At 73.1% G+C, this 26,235-nt stretch carries 5 protein-coding genes; all 5 read left to right on the top strand.

Translation table 11 applies throughout. The features are described 5' to 3' along the window. Nucleotides 1-6: 6 nt before the first annotated feature. The 5 genes from IE226_RS03120 (at nt 7) to IE226_RS03100 (ending at nt 26,151) form a co-directional block, all read left to right on the top strand. Nucleotides 7-1,209 (top strand): FAD-dependent monooxygenase, encoded by a 1,203-nt coding sequence (locus tag IE226_RS03120; protein ID WP_190079352.1) that lies wholly within the window; start codon nt 7-9, stop codon nt 1,207-1,209. Continuing rightward, entirely contained in the window at nt 1,209-2,750 is a 1,542-nt protein-coding gene (locus IE226_RS03115; RefSeq protein WP_190079351.1) for a hypothetical protein, read from the top strand. The genes IE226_RS03120 and IE226_RS03115 overlap by 1 nt, the downstream gene beginning before the upstream one ends. A gap of 315 nt (nt 2,751-3,065) precedes the next feature. Further along, on the top strand, nt 3,066-18,047 hold the full coding sequence (locus IE226_RS03110; RefSeq protein WP_190079350.1) for a non-ribosomal peptide synthetase: 14,982 nt from the start codon (nt 3,066-3,068) through the stop codon (nt 18,045-18,047). After that, entirely contained in the window at nt 18,044-25,147 is a 7,104-nt protein-coding gene (locus IE226_RS03105; RefSeq protein WP_190079349.1) for a non-ribosomal peptide synthetase, read from the top strand. The genes IE226_RS03110 and IE226_RS03105 overlap by 4 nt, the downstream gene beginning before the upstream one ends. Next, nucleotides 25,147-26,151, top strand: coding sequence for a ketoacyl-ACP synthase III family protein (locus IE226_RS03100; protein ID WP_190079348.1), 1,005 nt, complete (start codon nt 25,147-25,149; stop codon nt 26,149-26,151). Before IE226_RS03105 ends, IE226_RS03100 begins: the two co-directional genes overlap by 1 nt. Nucleotides 26,152-26,235: the final 84 nt, after the last annotated feature.

Below are 26,235 nucleotides of genomic sequence, written 5' to 3'. Positions count from 1 at the left end.
GGAAGCATGTCGCAGCGCGCCGCGACCATCGTCGGCGGCGGGATCGGCGGCCTCGCGGCGGCCATCGCCCTGCACCGCCGGGGATGGCACGTCGAAGTACTCGAACGCGCCCCGGAGTTCACCGAGATCGGCGCGGGCATCTCGCTGTGGCCGAACGCGTTGCGGGCGCTGGAGGCGCTCGGTCTGGCCGACGCCGTCCGGGAGCTCGGTGCCGTCGAGGCCACGGGCGGTGTACGGGACCGCCGGGGCCGCTGGATGTCCCGTACGGACAATGCGGAACTCACCCGCCGCTTCGGCCATCCGCTGGTGGTCCTGCACCGTGCGGACCTGCTGCGGGTGCTCGCCGATGCGCTGCCCGCCGACAGCCTGCGCCCGGGCAGCGAGGTGTCCGCGGTCCCCCACGACCCGGAGAACGACGGCCCCGTCGTCGTGCACACGCGAGGCGAGTCCCGGCCCGACCTCGTGGTCGGCGCCGACGGGTTGCGCAGTGTGGTCCGCGGTGCGCTGTGGCCGGATGCGGCCAAGCCGCGGTATGCCGGGTACACCGGCTGGCGCATGATCACCGAGCCGCTCGCCGTACCGCCCGCCGAGGGCGCGATGACCTGGGGACGCGGGGAGAGGTTCGGCTACACGGCTCTGTCGGGCGGGCGGATGTACTGCTTCGCGACCGCCTCGCTGCCAGCGGGAACAGCAGCCGCCCCCACTGCCGTCGGCTCCCCCGAATACGCCGAACTGCTGCGCCGCTTCGGCGCCTGGCCCGACCCCATCCCCGCCCTGCTGGCCGCCGTACCCGAGGACTCCGTGCTCCGGCACGACCTGTACGACCTGCCGCCCCTGCCCTCCTTCGTCCACGGCCGGGTCGCACTGCTCGGCGACGCGGCCCATGCCATGACCCCGAACCTGGGCCAGGGCGCGTGCCAGGCGCTGGAGGACGCGGTCACCCTCGCCCACTGCCTCGACGGCACCACGGACATGACGGCCGCGCTGCGCTCGTACGATCTGCTGCGCCGCCCGCGGACCCGAGCCATCACGCGCCGCTCCGCACGGCTCGGCACGATCGGCCAGTTGTCGTGGCCGCCCGCCGTTCTGCTGCGGGACGCGGCGGCCCGGCTGATGCCGGCACGGGCCACGCTGCGTTCGATGACTCCGGTGCTCGGCTGGACCGCGCCGGGCGACCGGATGACCGCGACGGGGAACGAGAAGCACTGATGCCGGACTGGACCTACCATCCGCTGCGCGGCGCGGCCGCTGCCGTCCTCGGCCTGCGCCGTTCCCGGCGAACCGCGCTGCGGCTGCTGGCCTCGGTCGGCGCCCGTCCCGCCGGCGCGCGTCTGATCGCCCGGGGCTTCGGCCACCGGCATCCGCCGGAGCTGCTCGCCGGTGAGGTGGCCGGAGTGCCGGTGGCCGTCCGCCTCGGCATATCCGTCCCGCCGTCGCTCGCTCACGACACGATCCGCGCCCTGGCACCGCTGGGCGCCGGGGTCGTCGAGGTGGCGCCCGTCTCGGCTGCCGACGTGCAGGCCGTACGCGAGGCCGCCGCCGGACGCGCGATCCCGGTGGTCGTCGGCGCCTGCGACCCGGAGGTCGAAGCCGCCCTCAAGCCCCATGTCGACGGATTCACCAACGACGACGATCCGCGCATCGTCCGGGTGTCCGATCCGTCGGTCACGGCCGCGGCGACCGCGCTCGAAGAGCCGGGCACCGTCGTGCTCGCCCGTCCGCAGGTCCTGGTGGCGGCGGGGCCGGGCTGGTTCGCGCGGGTCACCGAGGCCGCCACACCCACCGCACCCGCACCGGCGCTGCGGGACGTCGGCCGCGCGCCAAGGCGCTGGCCCGCATGGTGGTGGGCGCTGCTGGTCGGGCTCGGCATGACGGTCGCGGGCCTGAGCGCCGCGGCGATCACTCTGGGCCCCGTACTGCTCTGGTACGACCGGAACTACCTCGGCATGACGCTGCACGAACTGCACGCCGCCAACCACCACCTGGTGCACTTCCTCCAGCACGACCGGATCACCATGGCCGGCACGATGGTGGCGATCGGCGCCCTCTACACCGGGCTCGCGGTGGGCGGCATCAGACGCGGCTGGCCCTGGGCCCGCGAGGCTTTCCTGCTCTCGGGCGCGATCGGTTTCCCCACCTTGTTCTACTTCCTGGCCATCGGCTTCGTGGAGCCGCTGCACACGGCGGCAGCCCTCGTACTGTTTCCGATGTTCGTGATGGGGGTGCGCCGCGTTCCGCACCGGGCGCGCTGGCGTCTGGCGCCCGAGGGCTCGGAGCCGGAGCGCCGACGGGCGCTGGTGGGCCAGTTGCTGATGATTCTCATGGGAGCGGGACTGTTCGTCGGCGGCGCGGTGATCTCCGTGGTCGGCCTGACCGATGTCTTCGTCCCGACGGACCTGACCTTCCTGGGCGCCGACGCGCGGACGCTGGAGGCCGTGAATCCCCGGCTCGTTCCGTTCATCGCCCACGACCGCGCGGGCTTCGGCGGCGCCCTGATGTCCGCCGCGGTGGCCATCGTGCTGCTCAGCATGTGGGGTTGGCGGCGGGGCGAGGCCTGGGTGTTCTGGACCCTGGCGGCCGCCGCCGCGGCCGGCTTCCTGCCGGCCGTCGTGGTGCACGGCTCGATCCACTACACCGATCTCATCCACCTCGCGCCGGTCTACTTCGGCATCATCCTGACCGGCACCGGCCTGCTCCTGGCACGACCGTACCTCTGCGCCAAGACGCCGCCGGGAAGTTCGGACAGCTGACGTGCCGCCCGGCCGGCGCTGCACCATGCCTGCCGGGCGGCGGTACCCGAGGCACGTGCGCGGCCTGCGCCAGAAGTGCCCTGCCGGGCTGTCCGCGCTGCCCGTGCCGCGACAGGACACCCCTGACGCACAGTCACACGACGATCGCCGTCACTTGACTCCGGCTTGAGACGGGCTGCCGAGCAGGCGGAGAAATCGGTCCGAAGGGTGCAGCGTCCGTCATGGTCGGTGGGTGCCCCCACCGCCGGTCCCGGCTGCATTGCCGCGCAAGGGGCGCATTGCCCTTACCCCCACTGGATGGGAGTGCGGTTCTCCGTGGCTACCTCTCAGAACGAACTCGGCCGCTTGACCTCGACGCACTGGTCCGGCTCGGACGAACCGGGAGCTCGCCGGACCGCCGAAGACGCGGTGGAGTTCGGCCTCGACGACGACCTCGTGTACGCGGTCGAGGAGTTGGCCGGTGCGTGCGACACCACGGCGACCGTGGTGCTGCGGGCGGCGTTCTCGGCACTGCTGCTCCGGACCGGCGAGGGCGGCGAGGGCCTCTCGGTGGGATGGCCCGCGGCCCAAGGGCCCGGCGGGAGTGCGGCACGGCCGGTGTCGTGGTTCGGGGCCGGCACATCGGTGCTGCGGGCGGATCCGGCGTGTGACGAGCTGTCGTTCGCCCAACTGGTGAGGCGTCTACGGGATGGGGATGCGAACGCCACCGTCCTCGATGACGCCCCTTCGGGGCCGCTGCGCCCGCTGCCCGGCTCCTCCGCCCGGGAAGGGCTCGTCGGCGTGCTCCGGTATGACGCGGGCCAGTACGGCCGCGCTGTCGCGGAGTCCCTCGCGCAGCGCTTCGTGCGGGTCGTCCGCCAAGGGGTGGCCGAGCCCGACCGCCGTATCAGGACACTCCGGGTGTCGCTTGCACCGGTGAGCGAGCGTGAGCTCCAGACCTGGGAGCGCACGTACCCGGGGCTGGCAGAAGTGTGGCCGCTGACCTCACTTCAGTCGGGACTGCTCTTCCACACGCTCCTCGACGACGCGTCACACGCGGCCTACCAGATGCAGTTCGTCTTCCGGCTGCGCGGGCCGGTGGCGGGCGAGCGGATGCGGGCGGCAGGCCAGGCGCTGCTCGACCGGTACGCCAACCTCCGGACCGCGTTCGTGCCGGGCGCCGACGGGGAGTCGGTCCAGGTGGTCGTCGACGGGGTGGAACTGCCCTATCGCGAAGTGGACCTGAGCGCGGAGATTTCGGCGGAGGCCGGGCGGGACCGGGCCTTCGAGGCTTTCCTCGCACAGGACTTGCGCAGCCACTTCGACGTGAAGGTGCCGCCGTTGCTGCGGATGGCGCTGGTGAAGGTGGGCGCCGAGCAGTTCGAGCTGGTACTGACGGCCCATCACCTGCTGTTCGACAGCTGGTCGCTGCCCGTCCTCGTACAAGATCTGCGGCGCCTTTACGCGGCCGGTGCGGACGCCTCCGGGCTGCCTCGCCCGGCCGAGTTCCGCGACTTCCTGGTGTGGTCGTCCGGGCAGGACCACGACGCGGCGGCCCGCACCCGGGCCGAGGAGCTGTCGGGAGTCGAGGACCCGACACTGCTGGCTCCCGCCGTCACATCAAGGCCAGTGGCGGATGGACATGGGGAGCCGGGGGTCGACGAGGTCGAGGTGGCCCTTCCCGCCGAGGTCGCACGTGACCTGTGCGACCTGGCGACCGAGTCGGACGTTTCCCTGGAGACGATGGTTCAGGGCTCCTGGGCGCTGCTGCTCGCCGGGCTGACCGGGCAGCAGGACGTGGTGTTCGGCACGACCGTGCCCGGCCGCCCCGGCGCGGTGCCCGGCGTGGCATCGATGGCGGGGCTGTTCGTCAACACGCTCCCGGTGCGGGTCAGGATCGCGCCCACGGACACAATGGCCGGTCTGCTGCGCGGAATGCGGGAGCGACAGGAGGCGCTTGCCGGTCACCACTGCGGCCTCGCCGACATCCACCGGGCCACCGGCACGAACGTCCTGTTCGACACCCTGGTGACGTCGGAATCCTACGCAGCGGGCAGCCAAGGCGTGCCCCGCGAAGACGCGGCCGGCGAAGGCTTCGAGATCACGGGCGTCCGCGCGTCCGCCGGCACCCACTACCCGCTGACGGTCACCGTCCGCGCCGAACCCCGCCTCCGGGTGGCCGTTCAGTACCAACGTCAGCTCTTCGACCGCCCCGACGTCGAGACCCTCGCCGAGCGGCTGTCCCGCGTCCTGCGCCAGATGGCGGCCGACCCCACCCTGCCCGTGGCCCGCCTCGATCTGCTCGGGTCCGCCGAGCGGGACCTGCTGCACGGACACGACGACACTCGCCCGGCCGTGGAGGCCGCCACCGTCCACGGTCTCTTCGAGCAGCGCGCCGCCACGACGCCCGACGCGGTCACGGTCGAGTACGGCGACGAATCGCTGACGTACCGGGAACTGGACGCGCGGGCGAACCGGCTCGCGCGCGAACTGATCCGGCGCGGCGTGACGGCAGAGGCAGTGGTCGCGGTGTCACTGCCGCGCACGCCCGCCCTGGTGGTGGCGTTTCTGGCCGTGCTGAAGGCCGGTGGCACCTATCTGCCGGTGGACTCCGCGTATCCCGCGGGCCGCATCGCCTACATGGTGGAGGACTCGCGCACCCTGCTGGTCCTGGCGGACACCGTCACGGCGGGCGCGCTGCCCGAACTCGCCGTCCCCGTTCTCCGGTTGGACGACCCGGCGACCACGGCAGCGCTGGCCCGGCACGGCGGCACCCCGGTGACCGACGAAGAGCGGCCCGGCGGTGCGGTGTCCGTCGCGAACAGCGCGTATGTGATCTATACGTCGGGGTCGACGGGGCGCCCGAAGGGTGTGGCCGTCACCCACACCGGCGTGGCCGCCCTGGTCGCCACGCAGCGCGCACGGCTCGGCCTGACCGCCGAGAGCCGCGTGCTGCAGTTCGCCTCGCCGAGCTTCGACGTCTCGGTCTACGAGGTGTGCATGGCCCTCTTCACCGACGCCACCCTGGTGCTCGCTTCCGGGGAAGACCTCGCCCCGGGTGCCCCGCTGATCGACACGATCGCCGCACGGCGGGTGACCCATGTCTTCCTGCCGCCCGCCGTCCTCGCGGCGCTGCCGCCCGGCACACTGCCGAGCGTGGTCTCGCTGGCCGTGGGCGGTGACGCGGCCACCCCCGAACTGGTGACGGGGTGGTCGGCGGGCCGGGACATGGTCAACGCCTACGGGCCGACCGAGACCACCGCGATCGTGTCCTTCAGCGACCCCCTGATCGCCGACGGCCGCACTCCGCCCATCGGGCGGCCGATCGCCGACACCCGGCTGTACGTCCTCGACAGCGCGCTGCGCCCGGTGCCGGACGGCGTGGCAGGTGAGATGTACGTGGCAGGCGAGGCGCTCGCACGCGGCTATCTGGGTCGGCCGGGCCGCACCGCCGAACGCTTCCTGGCCTGCCCGTTCGGCGCGCCCGGCCGCCGGATGTACCGCACCGGAGACGTCGTCACCCGGACCCGGGGCGGGCAGCTCGTCTTTCACGGGCGCTCCGACGACCAGGTCAAGATCCGCGGGTTCCGTGTCGAACTCGGTGAAGTACAGGCCGCACTGGCCACGCACCCGAGCGTGGCCCGGGCGGTCGTCGTCTGTCACGAACAGGACGGCGACCGGCGCCTGGTGGGCTACGCGGTGCCCGCCGACGGCGCCGCCTTGCCCACCTCCGCCGCACTGCGCGCCCACGTGGCCGAGCGGCTGCCCGACTACATGGTGCCGTCGACCGTGACGGCCATCGCCGAAGTGCCGCTGAGCCCCAACGGGAAGCTGGACCGGCGGGCCCTGCCCGCGCCCGACTACGCGGCCGGATCGCGCGGACGCACGCCCCGCACGGCCCGGGAAGAGGCCCTGTGCGCGCTGTTCGGAGACCTCCTGGGGGTCGAGCGGGTCGGGATCGACGACAACTTCTTCGAACTCGGCGGGCATTCGCTGCTCGCCACGCAGTTGGTGAACCGGATCCGTTCGGCACTCGGGGTGGAGCTGCCGCTGCGGGTCGTGTTCGAGTCGGCGACCGTGGCCCTGCTCGCGCAGGAGCTGGGCGCGCGGGGGCGCTCCTCGCGGCCGGTGCTGCGACGGGCCGGGCAACGGCCGGAGCGAGTGCCGTTGTCGTACGCGCAGAGCCGGCTGTGGTTCCTCGACCGCTACGAGGGGCCTTCGGCGACGTACAACCTGTCCTACACGCTGCGCCTGAGCGGCGCCCTCGACGCGGCGGCGCTGGCGTCGGCGGTGCGGGACGTGGTGGTGCGGCACGAGAGCCTGCGGACCCTGTTCACGGCGGACGACCGGGGTGTGGCCGCGCAGGAGGTCGTGGCGGCGGACGATGTCGTCCTCGATGTGCCGATGCGCGATGTGGCGCCGGATGCCGTGACCGCCGCGGTGGCGGAGGAGGTCGCCCACCGGTTCGATCTGTCGGCCGAGATACCCGTACGGGCGTGCCTGCTGCGGCCGGCGCCGGACGAGCACGTACTCGTCCTGGTGCTGCACCACATCGCCGCCGACGGCGCGTCCATGGCCCCGCTGGCCCGTGACCTGGCCGCGGCCTATGAGGCGCGGCGGCACGGCGCGGCGCCCCGGTGGGCCGGCCTTCCGGTGCAGTACGCGGACTATGCCCTGTGGCAGCGGGAGCTGCTCGGGCAGGAGAGCGATCCCGAGAGCCTCGTGGCCGCTCAGCTGGAGTACTGGCGCGGACAGCTCGCGGGGGCGCCGCAGCCGCTGCCGCTGCCGCTGGACCGGCCGCGACCGCCGGTGGCGAGTCACCGGGGTGACACGGTCGCCTTCACTCTGGGCCCCGATGTCCTGGCCGGGCTCGCGGAGGTGGGGCGTGCGCAGGAGGCCACCGTGCCGATGGTGCTGCAGTCCGCGCTCGCGGTGCTGCTGCACCTGACCGGCGGGGGTGACGACCTGACGATCGGCGCGCCGATCGCCGGGCGCACCGATGAAGGCCTCGACGACCTGGTGGGATTCTTCGTCAATACATGGGTGCTGCGGGCGGACCTGTCCGACAACCCGTCGTTCGAGTCCGTGGTGCGCCAGGTGCGGGACAAGGCCGTCGGAGCCTACGACCACCAGGACGTGCCCTTCGAACGCCTCGTCGAGGACCTCAACCCCGAGCGCTCCACCGCCCACCACCCGCTGTTCCAGGTGATGTTCGCCTGGCAGGGCAACGGCCGCGAGAACATCGAACTGCACGGACGACAGGCCCAATTCGCCCCCGTCCCGACCGCGACCGCCAAGTTCGATCTCCTCTTCAGCATGACCGAGGGGCCCGCGGACGGGATCGCGGGCGAAATCGAGTACGCCACCGACCTCTTCGACCGCGGCACGGTCGAGGTGCTTGCCGCACGGTTCGTACGGATGGCGCGGCAGCTTGCCGCCGACCCCGGGTTGCGGCTCGGGGCCGTGGACGCGCTGGAGGCCGGGGAGCGGCAGCGGCTGCTGTACGAGCTCAACGACACGGCAGCGGACATGCCCGACCTCACCGCGGCCGGCCTCTTCGAACGGCAGGCGTCCGCCACCCCCGACGCCGTCGCCCTCGTGTGCGGCGACGTGACCTTGACGTACGGGGAGCTGAACGCCCGCGCGAACCGTCTCGCACGCGCGCTCCTGCGCCACGGCGCGGGGCCGGAGCAGCTGGTGGCCCTCGCCCTGCCGCGCTCGGCCGACCTGGTGGTGGGGCTCCTCGGCATCTGGAAATCCGGGGCGGGGTACCTGCCCGTCGACCCCCGCTATCCGAGCCGCCGCCTCGGCCACGTCCTTGCCGAGGCACGGCCCCGCTGCCTGCTGACCGACTCCGCGACCCGCGACGTCCTGCCGACGGGCGGCGACGGACCCGTCCGGCTGCTCGTGGACGAGCTGAGCCTGGACGAGGGCGACGGCACGAACGTGCGCGACGGCGAACGGACGGCTCCGCTGTCGCCGCAGAACCTCGCCTACGTGATGTACACCTCCGGTTCCAGCGGCACCCCGAAGGGCGTCGCGATCACCCACCACGGCGTCGTGAACGGAGTGCTGCGCCTGGCGGGCCCCGCCGGTGTCGGCGCCGGCTCGCGGATCCTGGCCGCGACCTCGGTCGCCTTCGACGTCTCGGTGTTCGAGATTCTGACGGCTCTGTCGGCCGGCGGCTCGGTCGAGGTGGTCCGCGACGTCCTGGAGCTCGCCGAACGGTCCTCCTGGAGCGGCGCGGTGATCAGCGCCGTGCCGTCGGTCTTCGCGGAGCTGGTCGACGACATCGCCGGACGCGTCGAGGTGTCCACCCTGGTCTTCGCGGGCGAGGCGCTGCCCGCCGCGCTCGTGGCCCGGCTGCGGACGGCCCTGCCCGGCGTGCGAGTGGTCAACTCCTACGGACAGAGCGAGAGTTTCTACGCGACCGTGGCCGAACTGCCGGTCAACGACGACGCCTGGAGCCCGGACGCGCCCGCCGACGCGGGCAGCGCACCGATCGGCCGGCCCCTGGGAAACATGCGCACCTACGTCCTGGGCCCCGGCCTGGGGCCGGTGGCGCAGGGCGTGGTCGGCGAGCTGTACGTCGCGGGCGCGGTGGGCCGCGGCTATCACGGGCGGCCCGCGCTCACCGCCGAACGCTTCGTGGCCGACCCGTACGCCCCCTCGCCCGGCGCCCGCATGTACCGCACCGGAGATCTGGCACGCTGGAACGAACAGGGGCAGCTGGAGTACGCGGGCCGCGCCGACGCCCAGCTGAAGATCCGCGGGCTGCGCATCGAGCCCGGCGAGGTCGAGGCCGCCCTGACCGCTCACCCCGGTGTCGCCCGGGCCGCGGTGGCCGTGCGCGCGGGCCGCGGAACGGGCCGGCAGCTCGTCGGGTATCTGGTACCCGGCACGGGCGCGAGCGGCGACGACATCGGCCTCACCGGCGGGCTTTCGGTCGGCGAGGTGCGCCGTTTCGCGGCGGAACGACTGCCGGAGTTCATGGTTCCGGCCGTGTTCGTGATCCTTGACCGGCTGCCGCTGACCCTCAACGGGAAGCTGGACCGGTCGGCCCTGCCCGACCCGGAGTGCGGCGGCGGCAGCTACCGGGCGCCGCGGTCCCCCGTGGAGCAGATCCTGGCCGAGGTGTACGCCGAGGTGCTCGGCGTGGAACGGGTGGGTGCCGACGACGACTTCTTCACCGTGGGCGGGGACAGCATCCGCTCCATCCAGGTCGTCTCCCGCGCCCGGGGCCGGGGCGTCGAGGTCACCCCGCGCCAGATCTTCGAGGCCCGCACGGTGGCCGGTCTCGCCCGGCTCGCCTCGGCGCACGGGACGCAGGCCGCGGGTGCGGTGCTCGAAGAATTCGACGGCGGCGGCGTGGGACCGATGCCGCTGCCCCCGATCGCCCGGCACATCCGCGAACTCGGCGGCAGCTGGGCCGGGTTCACCATGTCGGTGCTCGTCGCCCTGCCCGACGACATCGACGGGGCGGGTCTTGCCGCCACCCTGGGTGTGGTCATCGACCACCACGACGTACTGCGGTCGGTCCTTGATCCGGCCGGTGAGGGGAGCCTGCGGGTCGCGCCGCCGGGCTCCGTGGACGCGGCGGCGCTGATCCACCGCGTCACGTGCGACGGCCGCTGGGACAAGGACTGGCAGCGGGAAGCAGCGGCCGAACTGGGCGCCGCCACCGCACGACTGGACCCCGAAGCCGGGGTGATGGTCCAGGCCGTCTGGTTCGACCCCGCGCACCGCGGCGGCGCGGGCCGGCTCGCCCTTGTCCTGCACCACCTGGTGGTGGACGGAGTGTCGTGGCGCATCCTGCTGCCGGACCTCGCCGCCGCCCGGGCCCGCGTCCGTGCGCGCCGGGCCCCGGCACTGCCGCCCGTGCTGACCTCCGCACGGCGCTGGAAGCACGCGCTCGCGACCGAGGCGACCGCCGAGGGCAGGGTGGCGGAGCTGGAACTGTGGCGGTCCATCCTGCACGGCCCCGACCCGGTGCTCGGCTCCCGGCGGCTCGACCCCCGGATCGACCGCATGGACACGGTGGACACCGTGCGGGTGCGCCTTGCGGCGCCGGTCACCGAGGCGCTGCTCACCGCGCTGCCCGCGGCCTTCCGCTGCGGGGTCCAGGAGGCACTCCTCTCGGCTCTGGCGGTGGCCGTCGCCCGGAGAGAGGCGGCGCGCGACACGCACGTACCGACCGACCCGTCCGACCTGCCTCTGTCCTGCGACCTGCCCCTGCCGTCCGACGCGTCCCTGCCCTCCGTGCTGCTCGCCGTGGAAGGGCACGGCCGCGAGGAGAGCGCCGTCCCCGGCGCGGACCTGTCGCGCACGGTCGGCTGGTTCACCAGCCTGTTCCCGGTCCGCGTCGACCTCGCCGGATGCGATCTCGACGAGGTGCTCGCCGGCGGGCCGGCCGCCGGCGCGCTCTTGAAGTCCGTCAAGGAACACCTCCTGGCGATCCCCGACCACGGCCTGGGCTTCGGGCTGCTGCGCCACCTGAACCCACGGACCGCCGAGACCCTGCGCCAGTATCCGGCACCGCAGATCGAACTCAACTACCTGGGTCGCTTCTCCGCCGCCGACATGCCCGAGGAGCTGCGGGGCCTCGGCTTCCACCAGCTCACCGGCACCGCCGAACCGGTGGCCGCGCCCGACCCCGGCATGCCCGCCCTCGCCGCACTGCACGTGGAGGCCCTGGCCACCGACACCGCTGAAGGGCCGTGTCTGGAAGCCGAGTTCGCCTTCGCCACCGGAGTGCTGGCGCACGAGGAGGCCCGGCAACTGGCGGAAGAGTGGCGTGCGGCCCTGGAAGGCCTCGCCCGGCACGCCGCCGCGCCCGGCGCGGGCGGCCTCACCCCCTCGGACGTACCGCTGGTAACGGTCGGCCGGCGCGAACTCGAACAGTGGGAGGGCACCTACCGGGGTCTTACGGATGTGTGGCCGCTGACGCCCTTGCAGGCCGGCCTGGTGTTCCACGCGCTCCTTGCCGACGCGTCGTTCGACGCCTACCACATGCAGCTGGTGTTCCATCTGAGCGGCGACGTGGACCCGGAGCGGATGCACACGGCCGGTCAGGCTCTGCTCGACCGGTACGCGGCGCTGCGGGCGGCCTTCGTGCCCGGCGAGGCCGGCGATCCGGTGCAGCTGGTGGCCGAGGACGTGACGTTGCCGTGGCGGCACATCGACGCGACGGGCCTGGACGAGGCGGGGCGTAGCGCGGCCGTGGAGCGTTACCTGAGCGAGGACCTGCGCCGTCCCTTCGACGTGACCGTGCCGCCGCTGCTGCGGATCGGTCTGGTGAGCCTGGCGCAGGACCGCTGCGAGCTGATCCTCACCGCGCACCATCTGCTGTTCGACGGCTGGTCGTTCCCGCTCCTGATCGAGGATCTGCTGCGGCTGTACGCCTCGGCCGGGGACGCCTCGGCGCTGTCCCGGCCGCCCCAGTACCGGGACTTCCTGCGGTGGCTGTCCCGGCAGGACCAGCAGGCGGCCGCGCACGCCTGGGCCGGGGAACTCGACGGCGTGGACGGCCCGACCCTGCTGGTACCGCCACGTGCTGTCGCCGCCGGACCGCAGGACCAGCCCGCGCCGCAGGAAGTCCGCTACGGGCAGGTGGAGGTGCCCCTGCATGCGGACACCGCCCGGCAGCTGGCACGGCGGGCGGCCGGCCTCGGGGTCACCCTCAACACGGTGGTGCAGGGCACCTGGGGTGTGCTGCTCGCCGGTCTCACCGGTCGCCGGGACGTGGTGTTCGGCGCGACGGTCTCCGGCCGCCCGGCCGGGGTGCCCGGCGTGGACACGATGGTCGGCCTCTTCGCCAACACCCTTCCCGTACGGGTGCGCTGCGCGCCCGCCACTCCCCTCGCCCGGCTCCTCACCGACCTGCAACAGCGCCAGGCCGCACTCCTCGACCACCACCACTACGGCCTGTCCGGAATCCACCGGGCCACCGGCACCGACGTCCTGTTCGACACGCTCGTGGCCTTCGACTCCTACCCCGTGGACAGCGTCGGCCTCGGCGAGGCACACGCTGCCTCGGGCATCGAGGTCACCGGCCTGCGCCCGCTGTCCGGCACGCACTACCCGCTGACCGTGAACGCGGCCGTCGACCCCCATCTGCGGCTGACCCTGCAGCACTGGCCGGACGTCCTCGACCGGGCGACCGTGCAGCGGATCGCGGACCGGTTCCAGCGGCTGCTCGTCCAGTTCGCCGAGCACCCCGAAACGCCGGCCGGGCAGGCGGACCTCCTGGAGCCGGACGAGCGGGAGCAGATGCTGCACGGCTTCAACGACACCGCGGCTCCCACCCCCGATGTGACGATCCCCGCCCTCGTCGCACGGCAGGCGGACCGCACCCCGGACGCGCCCGCCGTCACCCACGACGGCCTCACCCTCTCCTACCGGGAGTTGGAGACGCGCGCCGACCGTCTCGCCCACGAGCTGATCGCCCGCGGGGTGGGCCCGGAGACCGTCGTGGCGCTGGCGCTGCCACGGTCGGCGGACCTGGTGGTCGCCCTGCTCGCGGTCCTCAAGGCGGGCGGCGCCTACCTGCCGATCGACCCGCGCTACCCGAGCGCGCGCCTCGCGCACATCCTGGCCGACGCCCGCCCGGTGCTGCTGCTCACCGACACCCCCACCCGCGACACACTGCCGCGCACCGACATCGGTGCGGCGCACCTGTTGCTCGACGAACAGCCGCTGACCGAGTCCGGTGCCACGCGGCCCGAATTCGCGCGGCCCGAAGTCGCGCTGCGGGGCGACAACGCGGCGTACGTGATGTACACCTCCGGCTCGACCGGCTCGCCCAAGGGCGTCACGGTCACCCACGCCAACGTCGTCAACGGCGTGCTCCGGCTCGCCGGGCGCACCGGCATCACCACGGGCACCCGCACCGCGGCGGGCGCTTCGGTCAACTTCGATGTGTCCGTGTTCGAGACCGTCACCACCCTCGCCCACGGCGGCACCGTCGAGGTCGTACGCGACGTGCTCGCCCTCGGCGAGCACGACGGCTGGAGCGGCGGGATGATCTCCGCCGTGCCCTCGGTCTTCGCCGAACTGCTCGACCAGGCCCGGGGCCCGATCACCGCCGACACGGTGGTCTTCGCCGGCGAGGCGCTGTCAGCGCCCGTGGTGCGGCGGGTGCGCGAGGCCCTCCCCCACGCCCGCATCGTCAACGCCTATGGACAGACCGAGTCGTTCTACGCCACCACCCACGCCCTGGAGCCCGACGAGGAGCCAGCGGCCGCCGCCCCGATCGGCTCCCCGCTGGGCAACATGCGCACCTATGTCCTGGGAGCGGGGCTCGGACCGGTGCCGGTGGGCGTGATCGGCGAGCTGTACGTCGGGGGCAACATAAGCCGCGGCTACCACGGCCGTCCGGGCCTGACCGCCGGGCGGTACGTGGCCGACCCATACGCTCCCGAACCGGGTGCGCGGATGTATCGCACCGGTGATCTGGCGCGCTGGAACGAACAGGGGCGGCTGGAGTACACGGGGCGCACCGACGCCCAAGTGAAGATCCGGGGCTTCCGTGTCGAGCCCGGTGAGATCGAGGCCGTCCTGACCGCACACGCGGGCGTCGATCAGGCCGTCGTAGTCGCCCATGAGGCTCAAGGGGCGGGCGGGGAGCGCCGGTTGGCGGGCTATGTCGTACCGGTCGCGGGCGGGCCCCTGCCGTCCCCGGCGGAGCTGCGCGCTTTTCTCGCCGGGCGGCTTCCCGCGTACATGGTCCCGGCCGCCTTCGTCATCCTCGACCGTCTGCCGCTGGCCCCCAACGGCAAGCTCGACCTCAAGGCGCTCCCGGCCCCCGTGCCGGTCGGCACGGGCCCCTACCGGGCGCCGCGCACCTCGCGGGAGGAGATCCTGTGCGAGCTGTTCGCGGAGGTGCTCGGCATCGAGAAGGTCGGGATCGACGACAACTTCTTCGAGCTGGGCGGGCATTCACTGCTGGTCACGCGCCTGGTCAACCGGATGCGTCCGGTGCTCGGCGCCGAGGTCTCCATCCGGACGGTGTTCGAGTCGGCGACGGTGGCGCAGCTGGCGGAGCACGTGGGCGCCGGAACGCGGCCCGCGCGGCCGGTGTTGCGGGCGCGGGTCCGGCCGGAGCGGGTGCCGCTGTCGTTCGCGCAGCGCCGCCTGAAGTTCCTCGACGAACTCGAGCCGCTTGCGACGTATCACCTGCCGCTCGTGGTGCGTCTCGACGGCGATCTCGACGTAGCGGCGCTTGCCGCGGCGGTGCGGGACGTGGTGGCGCGGCACGAGAGTCTGCGCACGCTCTTCGTCACGGACGCCAGGGGCGTCGCGGCACAGGTGGTGGTGCCGGCCGACGGCATCGTCCTGGACGTGCCGGTGCGGGACGTGGCGCCGGAAGCGGTAGCCGAAGCGGTGTCCCGGGAGGTGAGCCGCCCCTTCGATCTGGCGGCGGAGATACCCGTGCGGGCAAGCGTGCTGCGCTGCGGGGCCCAGGAGCACGTGTTCGTGCTGTCGATGCACCACATCGCGGCCGACGGGGAATCGATGGCGCCGCTGGTACGGGACTTCACGACCGCGTACACCGCGCGCGTGAGCGGCCGGGCGCCGCGGTGGACCGACCTGCCGGTGCAGTACGCGGACTATGCCCTGTGGCAGCGGGAGCTGCTGGGTGACGCGGACGACCGCGACAGCGTGCTCGCACGGCAACTGGCGTACTGGCACCAGGAACTCGCCGGGGCCCCGCGACTGCTCCGGCTGCCCCTGGACCGGCCGCGGCCGCCGGTGGCGAGCCACCGGGGAGACACGGTCACTTTCACCATCGATCCCGATGTGCTCGCCCGGGTCGAGGAGTTGGCGCGGGCGCAGGGCGCCACGGTCCCCATGGTGCTGCAGTCGGTGCTCGCGGTGCTGCTGCATCTGTCGGGCGGCGGCGATGACGTGGTCCTCGGGGCGCCGATCGCCGGACGCACCGACGAGGGGCTCGCCGATCTGGTGGGGTTCTTCGTCAATACGTGGGTGCTGCGGGCCGCCTTGGCGGGCGACGCGTCGTTCGAGTCCGTGGTGCGTCAGGTGCGGGACAAGGCCGTCAGCGCCTACGACCACCAGGACGTACCTTTCGAGCGGCTCGTGGAGTCGCTGAATCCCGAGCGGTCCACCGCACACCATCCGCTGTTCCAGGTCGCGTTCTTCTGGCAGATCGGCATGGCGGATCTCGAACTGCCCGGTCTGCGGGCCGCCCCCGAACCCGTCGTGACCGGTACGGCGAAGTTCGATCTGCTGTTCCAGGTCGAGGAGCCGTCCGGGCCGCACGGCGCACAGCTGTCGCGGCACGGGCTTCGCGGGCTCGTCGAGTACGCCACCGATCTGTTCGACCGCGGTACGGCAGAGGCTCTCGCCGCCCGCTTCGTACGTCTCGTCGGGGCGTTGGCCGCCGACCCGCGCCGGCGGCTCGACTCGGTGGACGCCCTGGTCCCCGCCGAGCGGGACCGGCTGCTGAACGCGGTCAACGACACGTCCGCGGCCACACCGCGGCAGACGGTCTCCGCGCTCTTCGAGCAGCGCGCCGCAACCGCGCCGGACGCCCTCGCGCTGGTGAGCGGGCACGAGACGCTGACGTACCGGGAGCTGAACGAGCGTGCCAACCGGCTCGCCCGCGAACTGGTGCGGCGGGGCGTGCGCGCCGAGTCGCCGGTTGCGGTGGCCGTGCCCCGCTCGGCGCAGTACGTGGTGGCGGTCCTGGCCGTGCTGAAGTCCGGCGGCACCTATGTGCCCCTGGCGCACGACCACCCGGCCCAGCGCCTGGAGTTCATGCTCGGCGACGCCACCCCCGCGCTGCTGCTGACCACCCGCGAGGCGGCGGCCGCCATGCCGCACGGCGACTGCCCCCGGCTGGTCCTCGACGACCCGGCGACGGCCTCGGCCGTCTCCGCCCAGCCCTGCGGCGATCTGCCCGACGCGGCCCGTCCGGACCGGCTGGCGTACGTCATCTACACCTCGGGGTCGACCGGGGTGCCCAAGGGCACCGGCGTCAGCCATCGTGCCCTGGCCGACCTGGCGCTGGACCGGCGCTGGCGCGGCGGCGTCCAGGACCGGGTGCTGATGCACGCGGCGACGACCTTCGACATCTCGGGCTATGAGATGTGGGTGCCCCTCCTGAACGGCGGCCGGGTCGTGGTCACCCCGCCGGGGAAGCTGGACGTCAACGCGCTCGCCACGGTGATCGCCGAGCAGCGGGTGACCGCGCTGTGCATGTCCGCGGGCCTCTTCTCGGTGATCGCGGACGAGCGCCCGGAGAGTTTCGCCGGTGTGCGCGAGGTGCTGCCCTGCGGCGAGCTTGTGCCCGCTGAGGCGGTGAAGCGGGTCTTGCGGGCCTGCCCCGGCCTCACGGTCACCAACGCCTACGGGCCCACCGAAGCGACGATCTTCGCCACCACGCACAGCGTGACCGCGGCCGGTCAGGTCGGGGCCGCGTTCCCGGTGGGGCGGCCCATGGACAACACGCGCGCCTACGTCCTGGACAAGCGCCTGCGGCCTGTTCCGCCGGGCGTCGAGGGCGAGCTGTACCTCGCCGGTTCGGGCCTGGCCAGGGGCTACGCGCACCGGCCGGGACTCACGGCGGGACGCTTCGTGGCCTGCCCGTACGGCGGCGCGGGCGAGCGCATGTACCGGACCGGGGACGTGGTGGTGTGGGCCAAGGACGACGAGTTGGTGTTCAAGACGCGCGCGGACGACCAGGTGAAGATACGCGGCTTCCGGGTCGAGCCCGGCGAGGTGGAGTCCGCTCTGCTGGCCCATCCGGCCGTCGCCAGGGCCGTGGTGGTCGCCAGGCCGAGCCCTGGTGGCGCCGGCGGGCAGCAGCTGGTCGCCTACGTCGTGCCGGCCGACGTGCCCCGCCCGCCCCACGGCCTCGACGCGGAGTTGCGCGCACACCTGGCCCGCGGCCTGCCGGAGTACATGGTGCCCTCCGCCTTCGTCGAGCTGGAGGCCCTGCCGCTCACCCGGCACGGCAAGGTGGACCGCCACGCCCTGCCGAGCCCCCGCGGTGCCCGGGCCCGGCCCGGGGCCGCCTTCGTGCGGCCGCGCACCGACACCGAGCGTGCGGTCGCCGCGATCTGGGCGGACCTGCTCGACCGGGACGCGATCGGCGTGCACGAGAAGTTCTTCGAGGCCGGCGGAACCTCGCTCTCCCTCCTCGCCCTGAGCAGCCGCCTGGCCGAACTCGGCCTGGCCGAGGTGCCGTTGAGCGCCTACTTCGAGCACACCTCGGTCGAGGCGATGGCCCGGCTGCTCGACGCCACCGATGACATGACCGCCCGCGAAACGACTGACGAATTGGGGTACGAACTATGACGCACCCGAGCCTCCCCCCGTCTTTGTCCGGGGGCACCCCCCTCGGCCGGGACGCCGTGGCGATCATCGGGGTGGCCATGACCCTGCCCGAGGCCGACGACCTGGACACCCTGCACCAGAACCTGCTCGACGGACGGATCAGCGTACGGGCGCCGGGCAAGGACCGGATCCACTACGCCGGGGCGCCCACCGATGTCGAGTACGTGGCGATGGGCTACCTGAACCGGATCGATCTCTTCGACCACCGGTTCTTCGGGCTCTCGCGGCGCGAAGCGGAGTTGATGGACCCGCATCAGCGTCTGGCCGTTCAGCTGGCGCACCAGGCGATCGAGAACGCCTGCTACGCGCCCGGCGACTTGAAGGGCTCCAACACCGCGGTCATCCTCAGCGCGCCCGAGCCCTATTACGCCGGCCTCTACACCGAGGACGACCCGCAGCAGATCCTCGGCTCGCACCCGTCCGCCGCGGCCGGGCGCATCGCCTACCTCCTGGACCTGGCCGGGCCCACGCTGGTGGTCGACACCGCGTGCAGCGGCAGCCTCACCGCGATCGCGACCGCCGTGGACCAACTGCGCAGCGGGCAGGCGGATCTGGCGATCTCGGGCGGGGTCAGCGTCTTCCCGGTCATCGCGCCCGAGCACGAACGCGTGCCCACGCCCGGCCTCGAATCCCTCGAGGGAGTGTGCCGCCCCTTCGACGCGCGGGCGGACGGCACCACCGGGGGCGAGGGCGGCGGGCTGCTGCTGCTCAAGCGGCTCGACGACGCGCTCGCCGACGGGGATCACATCCACGGCGTGCTGCGCGGCACAGCCGTCAATCACAACGGTTTCCGCGCCACGAGCATGAGCGCGCCCAGCGCCCGCGGGCAGGCCAGGGTGGTGGTCGAGGCCTGGCGGCAGGCCGGCTCCGGCCCGCCGGACTACATCGAGTGCCACGGTTCGGGCACCCGCCTCGGCGACGTCATCGAGGCCGAGGGGCTGCGGCAGGCCTTCGCCGAGGAGGGCCTGAACGGCCCGTGCGGGATCAGCGGCGTCAAGGGCAACATCGGCCACCTCAACCACGCGGCCGGTGTCGCCGGACTGTTCAAGGTCCTGGCCGGACTGCGGCACTCCACCCGCTATCCCAACCCCAACTTCGAGACACCCAACCCGCTGATCGACTTCACGGGTCCCGTCCGGGTCGACACACAGGCCACGACCTGGGAGCGCACGGCGGGCAGTACCCGCCGGGCGGGCCTGAGCTCGTTCGGCCTGACCGGCACCAATGTGCACGCCGTCGTCGAGGAACCGCCCGCCGCGGACCCCGCCCCGGCACCACGCGAAACCAGGGCCGAGCTGGTCACCCTCTCCGCCAAGTCGCCCCACGCCCTGGAGGCCTACGCCCAGCGCGTCGCCGACTTCCTCGACCGCACCGGGCAGCACCTGCCCGACGTGGCGCACGCCCTGAACCGGGGACGCGACGACCACCCCTACCGCTGGGCCGCGACGGCCCGCGACACCCGGGAACTGGCCGACATGCTGCGCACGCCGTTTTCCGGCGAGCGGGAGCCGGCGGCCGGGGCGCCCGTGGTGCTGCTCTTCTCCGGCGACGCCGACCTCGGCGACGAGACATGGGCGGGACTGCGCGCGGCCTTCCCCCGGCTCGCCGAGGAGCAGGACGCCGCGGGCGGGAACGGTGACGCCTCGCCCGGAGCCCGGCTGCTCGACCGGCAGCACACGGCCTACCGCCTGGCGCGCTCCCTGGGGCTGACCGAGGCACGCCTGGTCGGCAACGGGATCGGCAACCTGGTGGTGCGGTCCGTCCAGGACCCGGCGACCATGGCAGAGGCCCGGGAGAAGGCCACAGGCGCCCCGCTCACGAGCCAGGTCAACGAGGAGGGACTGCGCCGCGCGGTGCGCAGCCTCGCCGACGAGGGCGCGGTCCTGGTCGAACTGGCCGCCGACGGCGCGCTGTCCCGCGAGATCACCCGGATCGCGCCGGAACTGCCGGTCGTCCGGCTCTTCGCGGACCCCACCCGTGAGGGCGTGCTCTCCGCCCTTGCCACGCTGTACTCGCTGGGCGCGGACCTCGACTGGCACCGCCACTACGAGGGCGTCGAGGCGCACCGCATCGAGGTGCCGACCTACCCGTTCGACGTCGACGAGGTGCCCTGCTGGTGCCGGCCGCCGGGCGCCCCGCTGCCGCCCGCCCGCGCCAACGGAGCCCTTGCCGCCGACACCGCCGACGCCGCCGCCGGGCGGCCCGCACCACGGGCGGGCGCGAGCGAACCGCGGTTGGCCGAGATCTGGGCGAGCGTCCTCAAGGCCGAGAAGGTCACCGCGGACTCCAACTACTTCGACCTCGGCGGGACGTCGATCGCCGGCATCATGGTGCTGCGCAAGGCCCAGGAACTCTTCGGCGTACGCCTCACCTTCGCCGACCTGCACGAGTACCCCACGCTGCGCGAACTGGCCGCGCGGATCGACCTGCTGCGCGCAAAGGGCCCGGAGAACGACGACTGGACGATCACCCCGATCGACCGTCCTGGCCGGCTGCCGCTCTCCTTCAACCAGGAGCAGCTGTGGTATCTCGACCGGCTCAAGCCCGGCACCGCCCTGTACAACATCCCCATCAACCTGCGCTACGTCGGCCCTCTGGACCTCGACGCGTTCCGGGGCGCGCTGCGTGACGTCCTGGCCCGCCAGGAAGTCCTGCGCACGCGCATCCCGGACGAGGACGGCAGGCCGTACGTCCTGGCCGACCTGCCCGAGCCGCAGCTGACCTTCCGCGACCTGACGGACATGCCGGACGCCGAGCGCCGCGCGGAGCTGACACGGGCGATGACGGCGGAGGCGACCGAGCCGTTCGACCTCGCGCGCGGCCCGCTCTTCCGCACCGTGGTGATCAAGATCGGCGACGAGGACCACGTGGTGGCGCACACCTGGCATCACATCGCCTTCGACGGCTGGACCCCCGCCGTCTTCTACCGGGAGCTCGCCTCCTGCTACGCGGCGCGCCGCGGCCTTGCCGCCCCCGCCCTGCCCGAACTCCCCGTCCAGTACGCCGACTTCGCCGCCTGGCAGCGGCAGTGGCTTGACTCGGAGCGCATGGCGCGCGGCCTGGAGTACTGGCGTGCGCAGCTGTCCGGCCTGGACTCCCCCGAGCTGCCCCTCGATCACCCGCGCCCGGCCGTGCAGTCCTTCGCGGGCGACAGCGTGAAGTTCTGCCTCGACGATGAACTCGCCCGTCAGCTGCGCGCCTTCAGCATCCGCGAGAGCACGACGACCTTCGTCACCATGCTCGCCGTGATCGACGCGGTCCTGCATCTGTGGGCCGGCCACCGGGACGTGGTGGTGGGCGCGGCGACCACCGGCCGCTTCAACCCCGGCACACACGACCTGATCGGCTACTTCAACAACCTGCTCCCCTTCCGTACGCGGGTCGACGAGGGCCTGAGCTTCCGTGAACTGCTGGCCCGCTGCGCGACCACGGCGACCGGAGTCCTGGACCACGAGGAGATCCCCTTCGCGAAGATCGTCGCCGACACGGATCACCGCGACCCGTCGCGCCACCCGGTGTTCACGGTCTGCTACACCCACCAGAACACCGCCACCGCCCCCTTCGACCTGGCGGACCTCACAGCCGAGCGCGTGGGCGAAGAGCTCTCCACGGTCTCCGGAATCGCCCCCGGAACCTCCAAGTTCGATCTCACCTTCGGCCTGTACGACCAGGACGGCGGCCCGATGGACGGCTACCTGGAGTACGCCGTCGACCTGTTCGAGCCCGAGACCGCACGCCGTCTGGTCGGCCTCTTCCAGGATGTCGCCACGGCCGCGATGCGCGAGCCCGACCGGCCCCTGGCCGACCTCCTGAAGCAGGAGGACGAGCCATCGATCCTGGCCGGGGAGCCGTTCCGGACCCCCGACGAGCGGCTGATCGGCGATGTCTTCGCGGAGCACGCCGCGCGGCGCCCGAACGAACCGGCCGTCGTCGACGCGGCGGGCGAGCACACCTTCGCTGAGCTCGACCGGCGGGCGAACCATTTGGCCCGGCGCCTGGTCGAGCACGGCGTGGGCCCGGACGTCGCCGTCCCCGTGATCGCGGACCGCGGTGCGGACCTGGTCGTCGGCTGGCTCGCCGTCCTCAAGGCGGGCGGCGCGTTCGCGTCGGTCGACCCCGGCGTCCCGGAGCAGCGGGTGCGCTCCGTACTCGCCGGGATCACCGCTCCCGTACTCCTGGCGGGCCCGGGCATGGAGCGCTACGCGGACGCAGGCTTCCCGGTGCTGCGGATCGCCGACCCGGCCGCCGCGGCCGCGGGGACGGACACCGGTCCTGACGCCCCGCCGCAGCGGGCGGGCACGGCCAACCTCGCCTACGTGGTGCACACCTCGGGCTCCACCGGCCACCCGCAGGGCTGCGAGGTCGAGCACCGCGTCCTGATCAACCTGCTGCGCTGGTTCGGCGAGGAGGCGCAGCTCACCGCCGACGACCGGTTCGCGCAGCTCGCCGCCGCCGGCTTCGACCTGGCCGCCTTCGAAGTCCTGTGCGCCCTCTACCACGGCGTGACGCTGTGCTTCGTGCAGGACCGGCTGCAGACCCCGGAAAACCTCCTCGCCGACTTCGCCCGCCTCGGCATCACCGTGGCGGGCATGCCGACCCCGCTGGCCGAGCTGATCCTGGCCGAGCTCCCCGACGTGCCCGGGCTCGGGCTGCGCTACGTACTCACCGGCGGCGACGTGCTGCGGCTGCGGCCGCCGCGCCGCGCACCGTTCACGCTGCTCAACGTCTACGGACCCACCGAGTGCGGCCTCTGCGCGACCGCGGGCCGGGTGACCGACGCCGAGGCCGGGGACGAGGGCCTGCCGGACATCGGGCGGACGCTGCCGGGCGCCCGCGTCTACCTCCTGGACTCCAGGGGGCGGCCGGTGCACCGGGGCGAGCGGGGCGAGGTCTACCTCGGCGGCGTCAACGTCGGCCGCGGCTACCACGGCAAGCCCGGCCTGACGGCAGCCCGTTTCGTGGCCGACCCCTTCGCGGCTGAGCCCGGCGCCCGGATGTACCGCACCGGCGACCAGGCCCTGATCCGCGGCGACGGGACCCTGCAGTTCGAGGGACGCGACGACCACCAGCTCGAACTGCGCGGCCAGCGCGTGGAGCCTGCCGAGATCGAACGGGTCCTGATGGACCACCCGCAGGTCCGCGAGGCGGTGGTCCTCGCCGAGCGGCAGCCCTCCGGCGTCCAGCTCCTGGTCGCCCACGTCGCCGGCGCGTACGTCCCCGAGGAAGAACTGACCCGGTGGGTGGCCCGCGCCCTGCCGGAGTACATGGTGCCGGGCCGCGTGGAGCGGCACGACGACCTGCCCAAGACGACCAACGGAAAGCTCGACCGTAAATCGATGAAGGAGAGCAAAGTGCTCGACCACAACACGATCGACGAGCTGAGCTCGGTGACCACGGCCGCGACACCGGGCGCGGTCCTCGACGCGGCCGGGCGCGAGGCCGAGCGGATCCTCGGCGCGATCTGGGCCGAGGTGCTCGGCATCGGCCGGGTGGCGCCGGGCGACAACTTCTTCCGGATCGGCGGTGACTCCCTGCTCACCGTGGCCATCGCCTCGCGCGCCACCCGGGCCGGGCTGCGGCTGACCCCGCACGACGTGCTCGAACACCCGACTCTGCGCGAGCTGGCCGCGTTCGCCGGGAAGGGATCGGTGCTCGTGGCCTCCGCACCGGAGCCGGCCGCGCGGTCCGCGGCCCCGGCGCCCGTGGTCGAGCCGATACCGCCGAGCCCGCTGGTGCAGGCCATGCTCGCCGAGTCGGGCTACGACGCGAAGGACTTCATCCGGCCCGTGATCCTGGAAACCGCGCCCGGCGTCCGGGGCGACCAGGTGCGCGCCGCCTTCGAGCGCCTGGTCGAGATCCAGGAGCCGCTGCGCTACCGCTTCCGCCACAACAGCCTGGGCTGGCGCATCGAATGCGCCGAACGCGAGACCGCTCCGGTCGTCGACGTCAGGGTGCTGCCGCCACTGGACGAGGAGCAGCTGGACGCCTATCTGGAGGCCGACCTGGACGAACTCCTGGCCGACGTGGACCTGGGCCGCGGTCCGCTCCTTCGCGCCAGGTTCTACGACCGCGGCGCATCCCTGCCTGGCGTGATCCTGTTCGTCATCCACCACTTCGTCTACGACGCCCTGTCGTTCGTGCCGCTGGTCGACGACCTCAACGCCGCCTTCGCCGGCCAGGCCGCGGCCGCCGTCCGCCCGGCCGCCTGGCGGCAGTGGACCCATCAGCTGCGTGCGATGTCCGCATCCGACGAGGTCGCCGGTGAACTCCCCTACTGGCAGGGCATCCTGAGCGCCGGGACCGGTGCGCTGCCCGCGCCCGAGAACGGCACGGCCGGTGAGCCGCCGAGCCTGGTGCGCCGTACCGTCGAGGGCCGCGTCGCCGCGCGGCTCTCCGACAGCGGGCCCTCGGGCCAGCAGGCCGCGCTGGCCGCGGTCGCGGTGGCCTGGTCCCGGTGGCGCGGCACGCCCGACGCCTACCTCAGCGCGCTGGGCATGGGGGCCGCGCCGAACGCCCTGTGGCACGGAGACCGCAGCACGTCCTTCGGCTGGTTCACCCATCTCTTCCCGGTCTTCCTGCGCGTCGAGCCCGGGGCCGGGCCCGCCGAACTCCTGCCCGCGGCCGGTACGGCGCTCGCCGTGCCCAACGACGGCATCGGCTACGGCGTCCTGCGCCACCTCAGCCCGCCCACCACCGAGGTCGCACAGCTGCGCGAGCTCCCGGAGCCGCAACTCCTCGTCGAGCACCTGGCCAACGCCAACAACGGTCTTGCCAAGCTGGCCGGCGACTCGATCCGGATGCGCTCCATGGCCCTGTCGACACTGCCCGAGTCGCTGCTGGCCCAGGTGCCGATCGTGGTCGAGAGCCATGTGATCGACGGGGTCCTCGAGATCGGCGTGGTCTCCCGCGGATCGGTGGCCGACGCCGACATGGAAGCCCTCGCCGACCACCTGGTCACGGCGTTCACCGAGCTCGCCGCGGCGGAAAACACGGACACCACGGGAAACACGGACAGCACGGAGAGCACGGAGAGCACGGACGACACAGAAGGCGACCGCTGATGGCCTCCGCGACGGCCCTCGACACGGTGGCCGTCTACCAACCGGACGGCGTGCTGCCGCTCGCCGAGCTGCCCGGCCTCGACGAGCTCGGAGAGGCGGCGCGCGAGACCTGTGCGCAGCTGGGCATCGACGAGGTCCGCGCGGACGACACCCTGGGCGCCTTCGACCTCGCGGGACGGGCCGCCCAGCGGGCCCTGGCCGAGGCCGGGCTCGCGGCGGACGACCTGGGCGCGCTGATCCTGATCGACTCGCGTGCCCCCGAGACGCTGATGAGCTCGTCGGCCACCCGGCTGCAGGACCTGCTCGGGGCCCGCAAGGCGCTGACGTTCTCCGTCGGCGGCCTGGGCTGTGTCTCCCTGACGCCCGCCCTGCTCGCCGCCCGCGGACTGCTCGCCGCCGACCCGGAGCTGGAGCACGTCCTGGTGGCCCACGGCAGCAAGCCGCCCACACCGCAGCGCTACCGGCACCCGGTGACCGTGAGCGGCGACGGCGGCGCGGCCGCGCTCGTCTCACGCAGCGGCCCGATCCGCATCCTCGACATCGTCCAGGAGACCAACGGCGCCTACTGGGACCTCTTCCACGTCGACTACCGCGACCGGCCCACCGACCGGTGGCGCGAGGAGTGCGGCGACCTGACCGCGTACTCCTTCAAGCTCGCGGTCGAGACCCGCAACCGGCTGCGCGCCATGTACCGGCGCCTCCTTGAACGCAACGGCCTCACGGCGGCCGACATCGACTGCCACCTCAGCCACAACCTGTCCGCGGGGGGCTTCCGGTTCACCGAGGAGACACTCGACATCAAGATCAGCACGACGTGCTTCGACAACCTCCGGCAGTACGGCCACCTGGGCCCGAACGACGTCCTGCTGAACCTGCACACAGAGCTGGAACGCGGCGGCCTGCAAGACGGACAGCGCGCCGTGCTGCTCAGCGCGAGCCCGGCCGCCGCGTGGAGCCTGCTGCTCGTGGAGATCGGTGAGGGCGCCGCGACCCACTACTTGTGACCCGCACCGCGTGTGCCACCGGGGCCGCCCGTGCCCCCGAATCCCGTACCCCTTGCCCGCGAGACCCGAGGAGAGAGATCACCC

The organism is Streptomyces longisporoflavus (assembly GCF_014649775.1).
GTDB classification, from domain to species: domain Bacteria; phylum Actinomycetota; class Actinomycetes; order Streptomycetales; family Streptomycetaceae; genus Streptomyces; species Streptomyces longisporoflavus.
The sequence above is the reverse complement of the archived record's forward strand: the minus strand, read 5'-3'. Positions and strand labels throughout refer to the sequence as shown.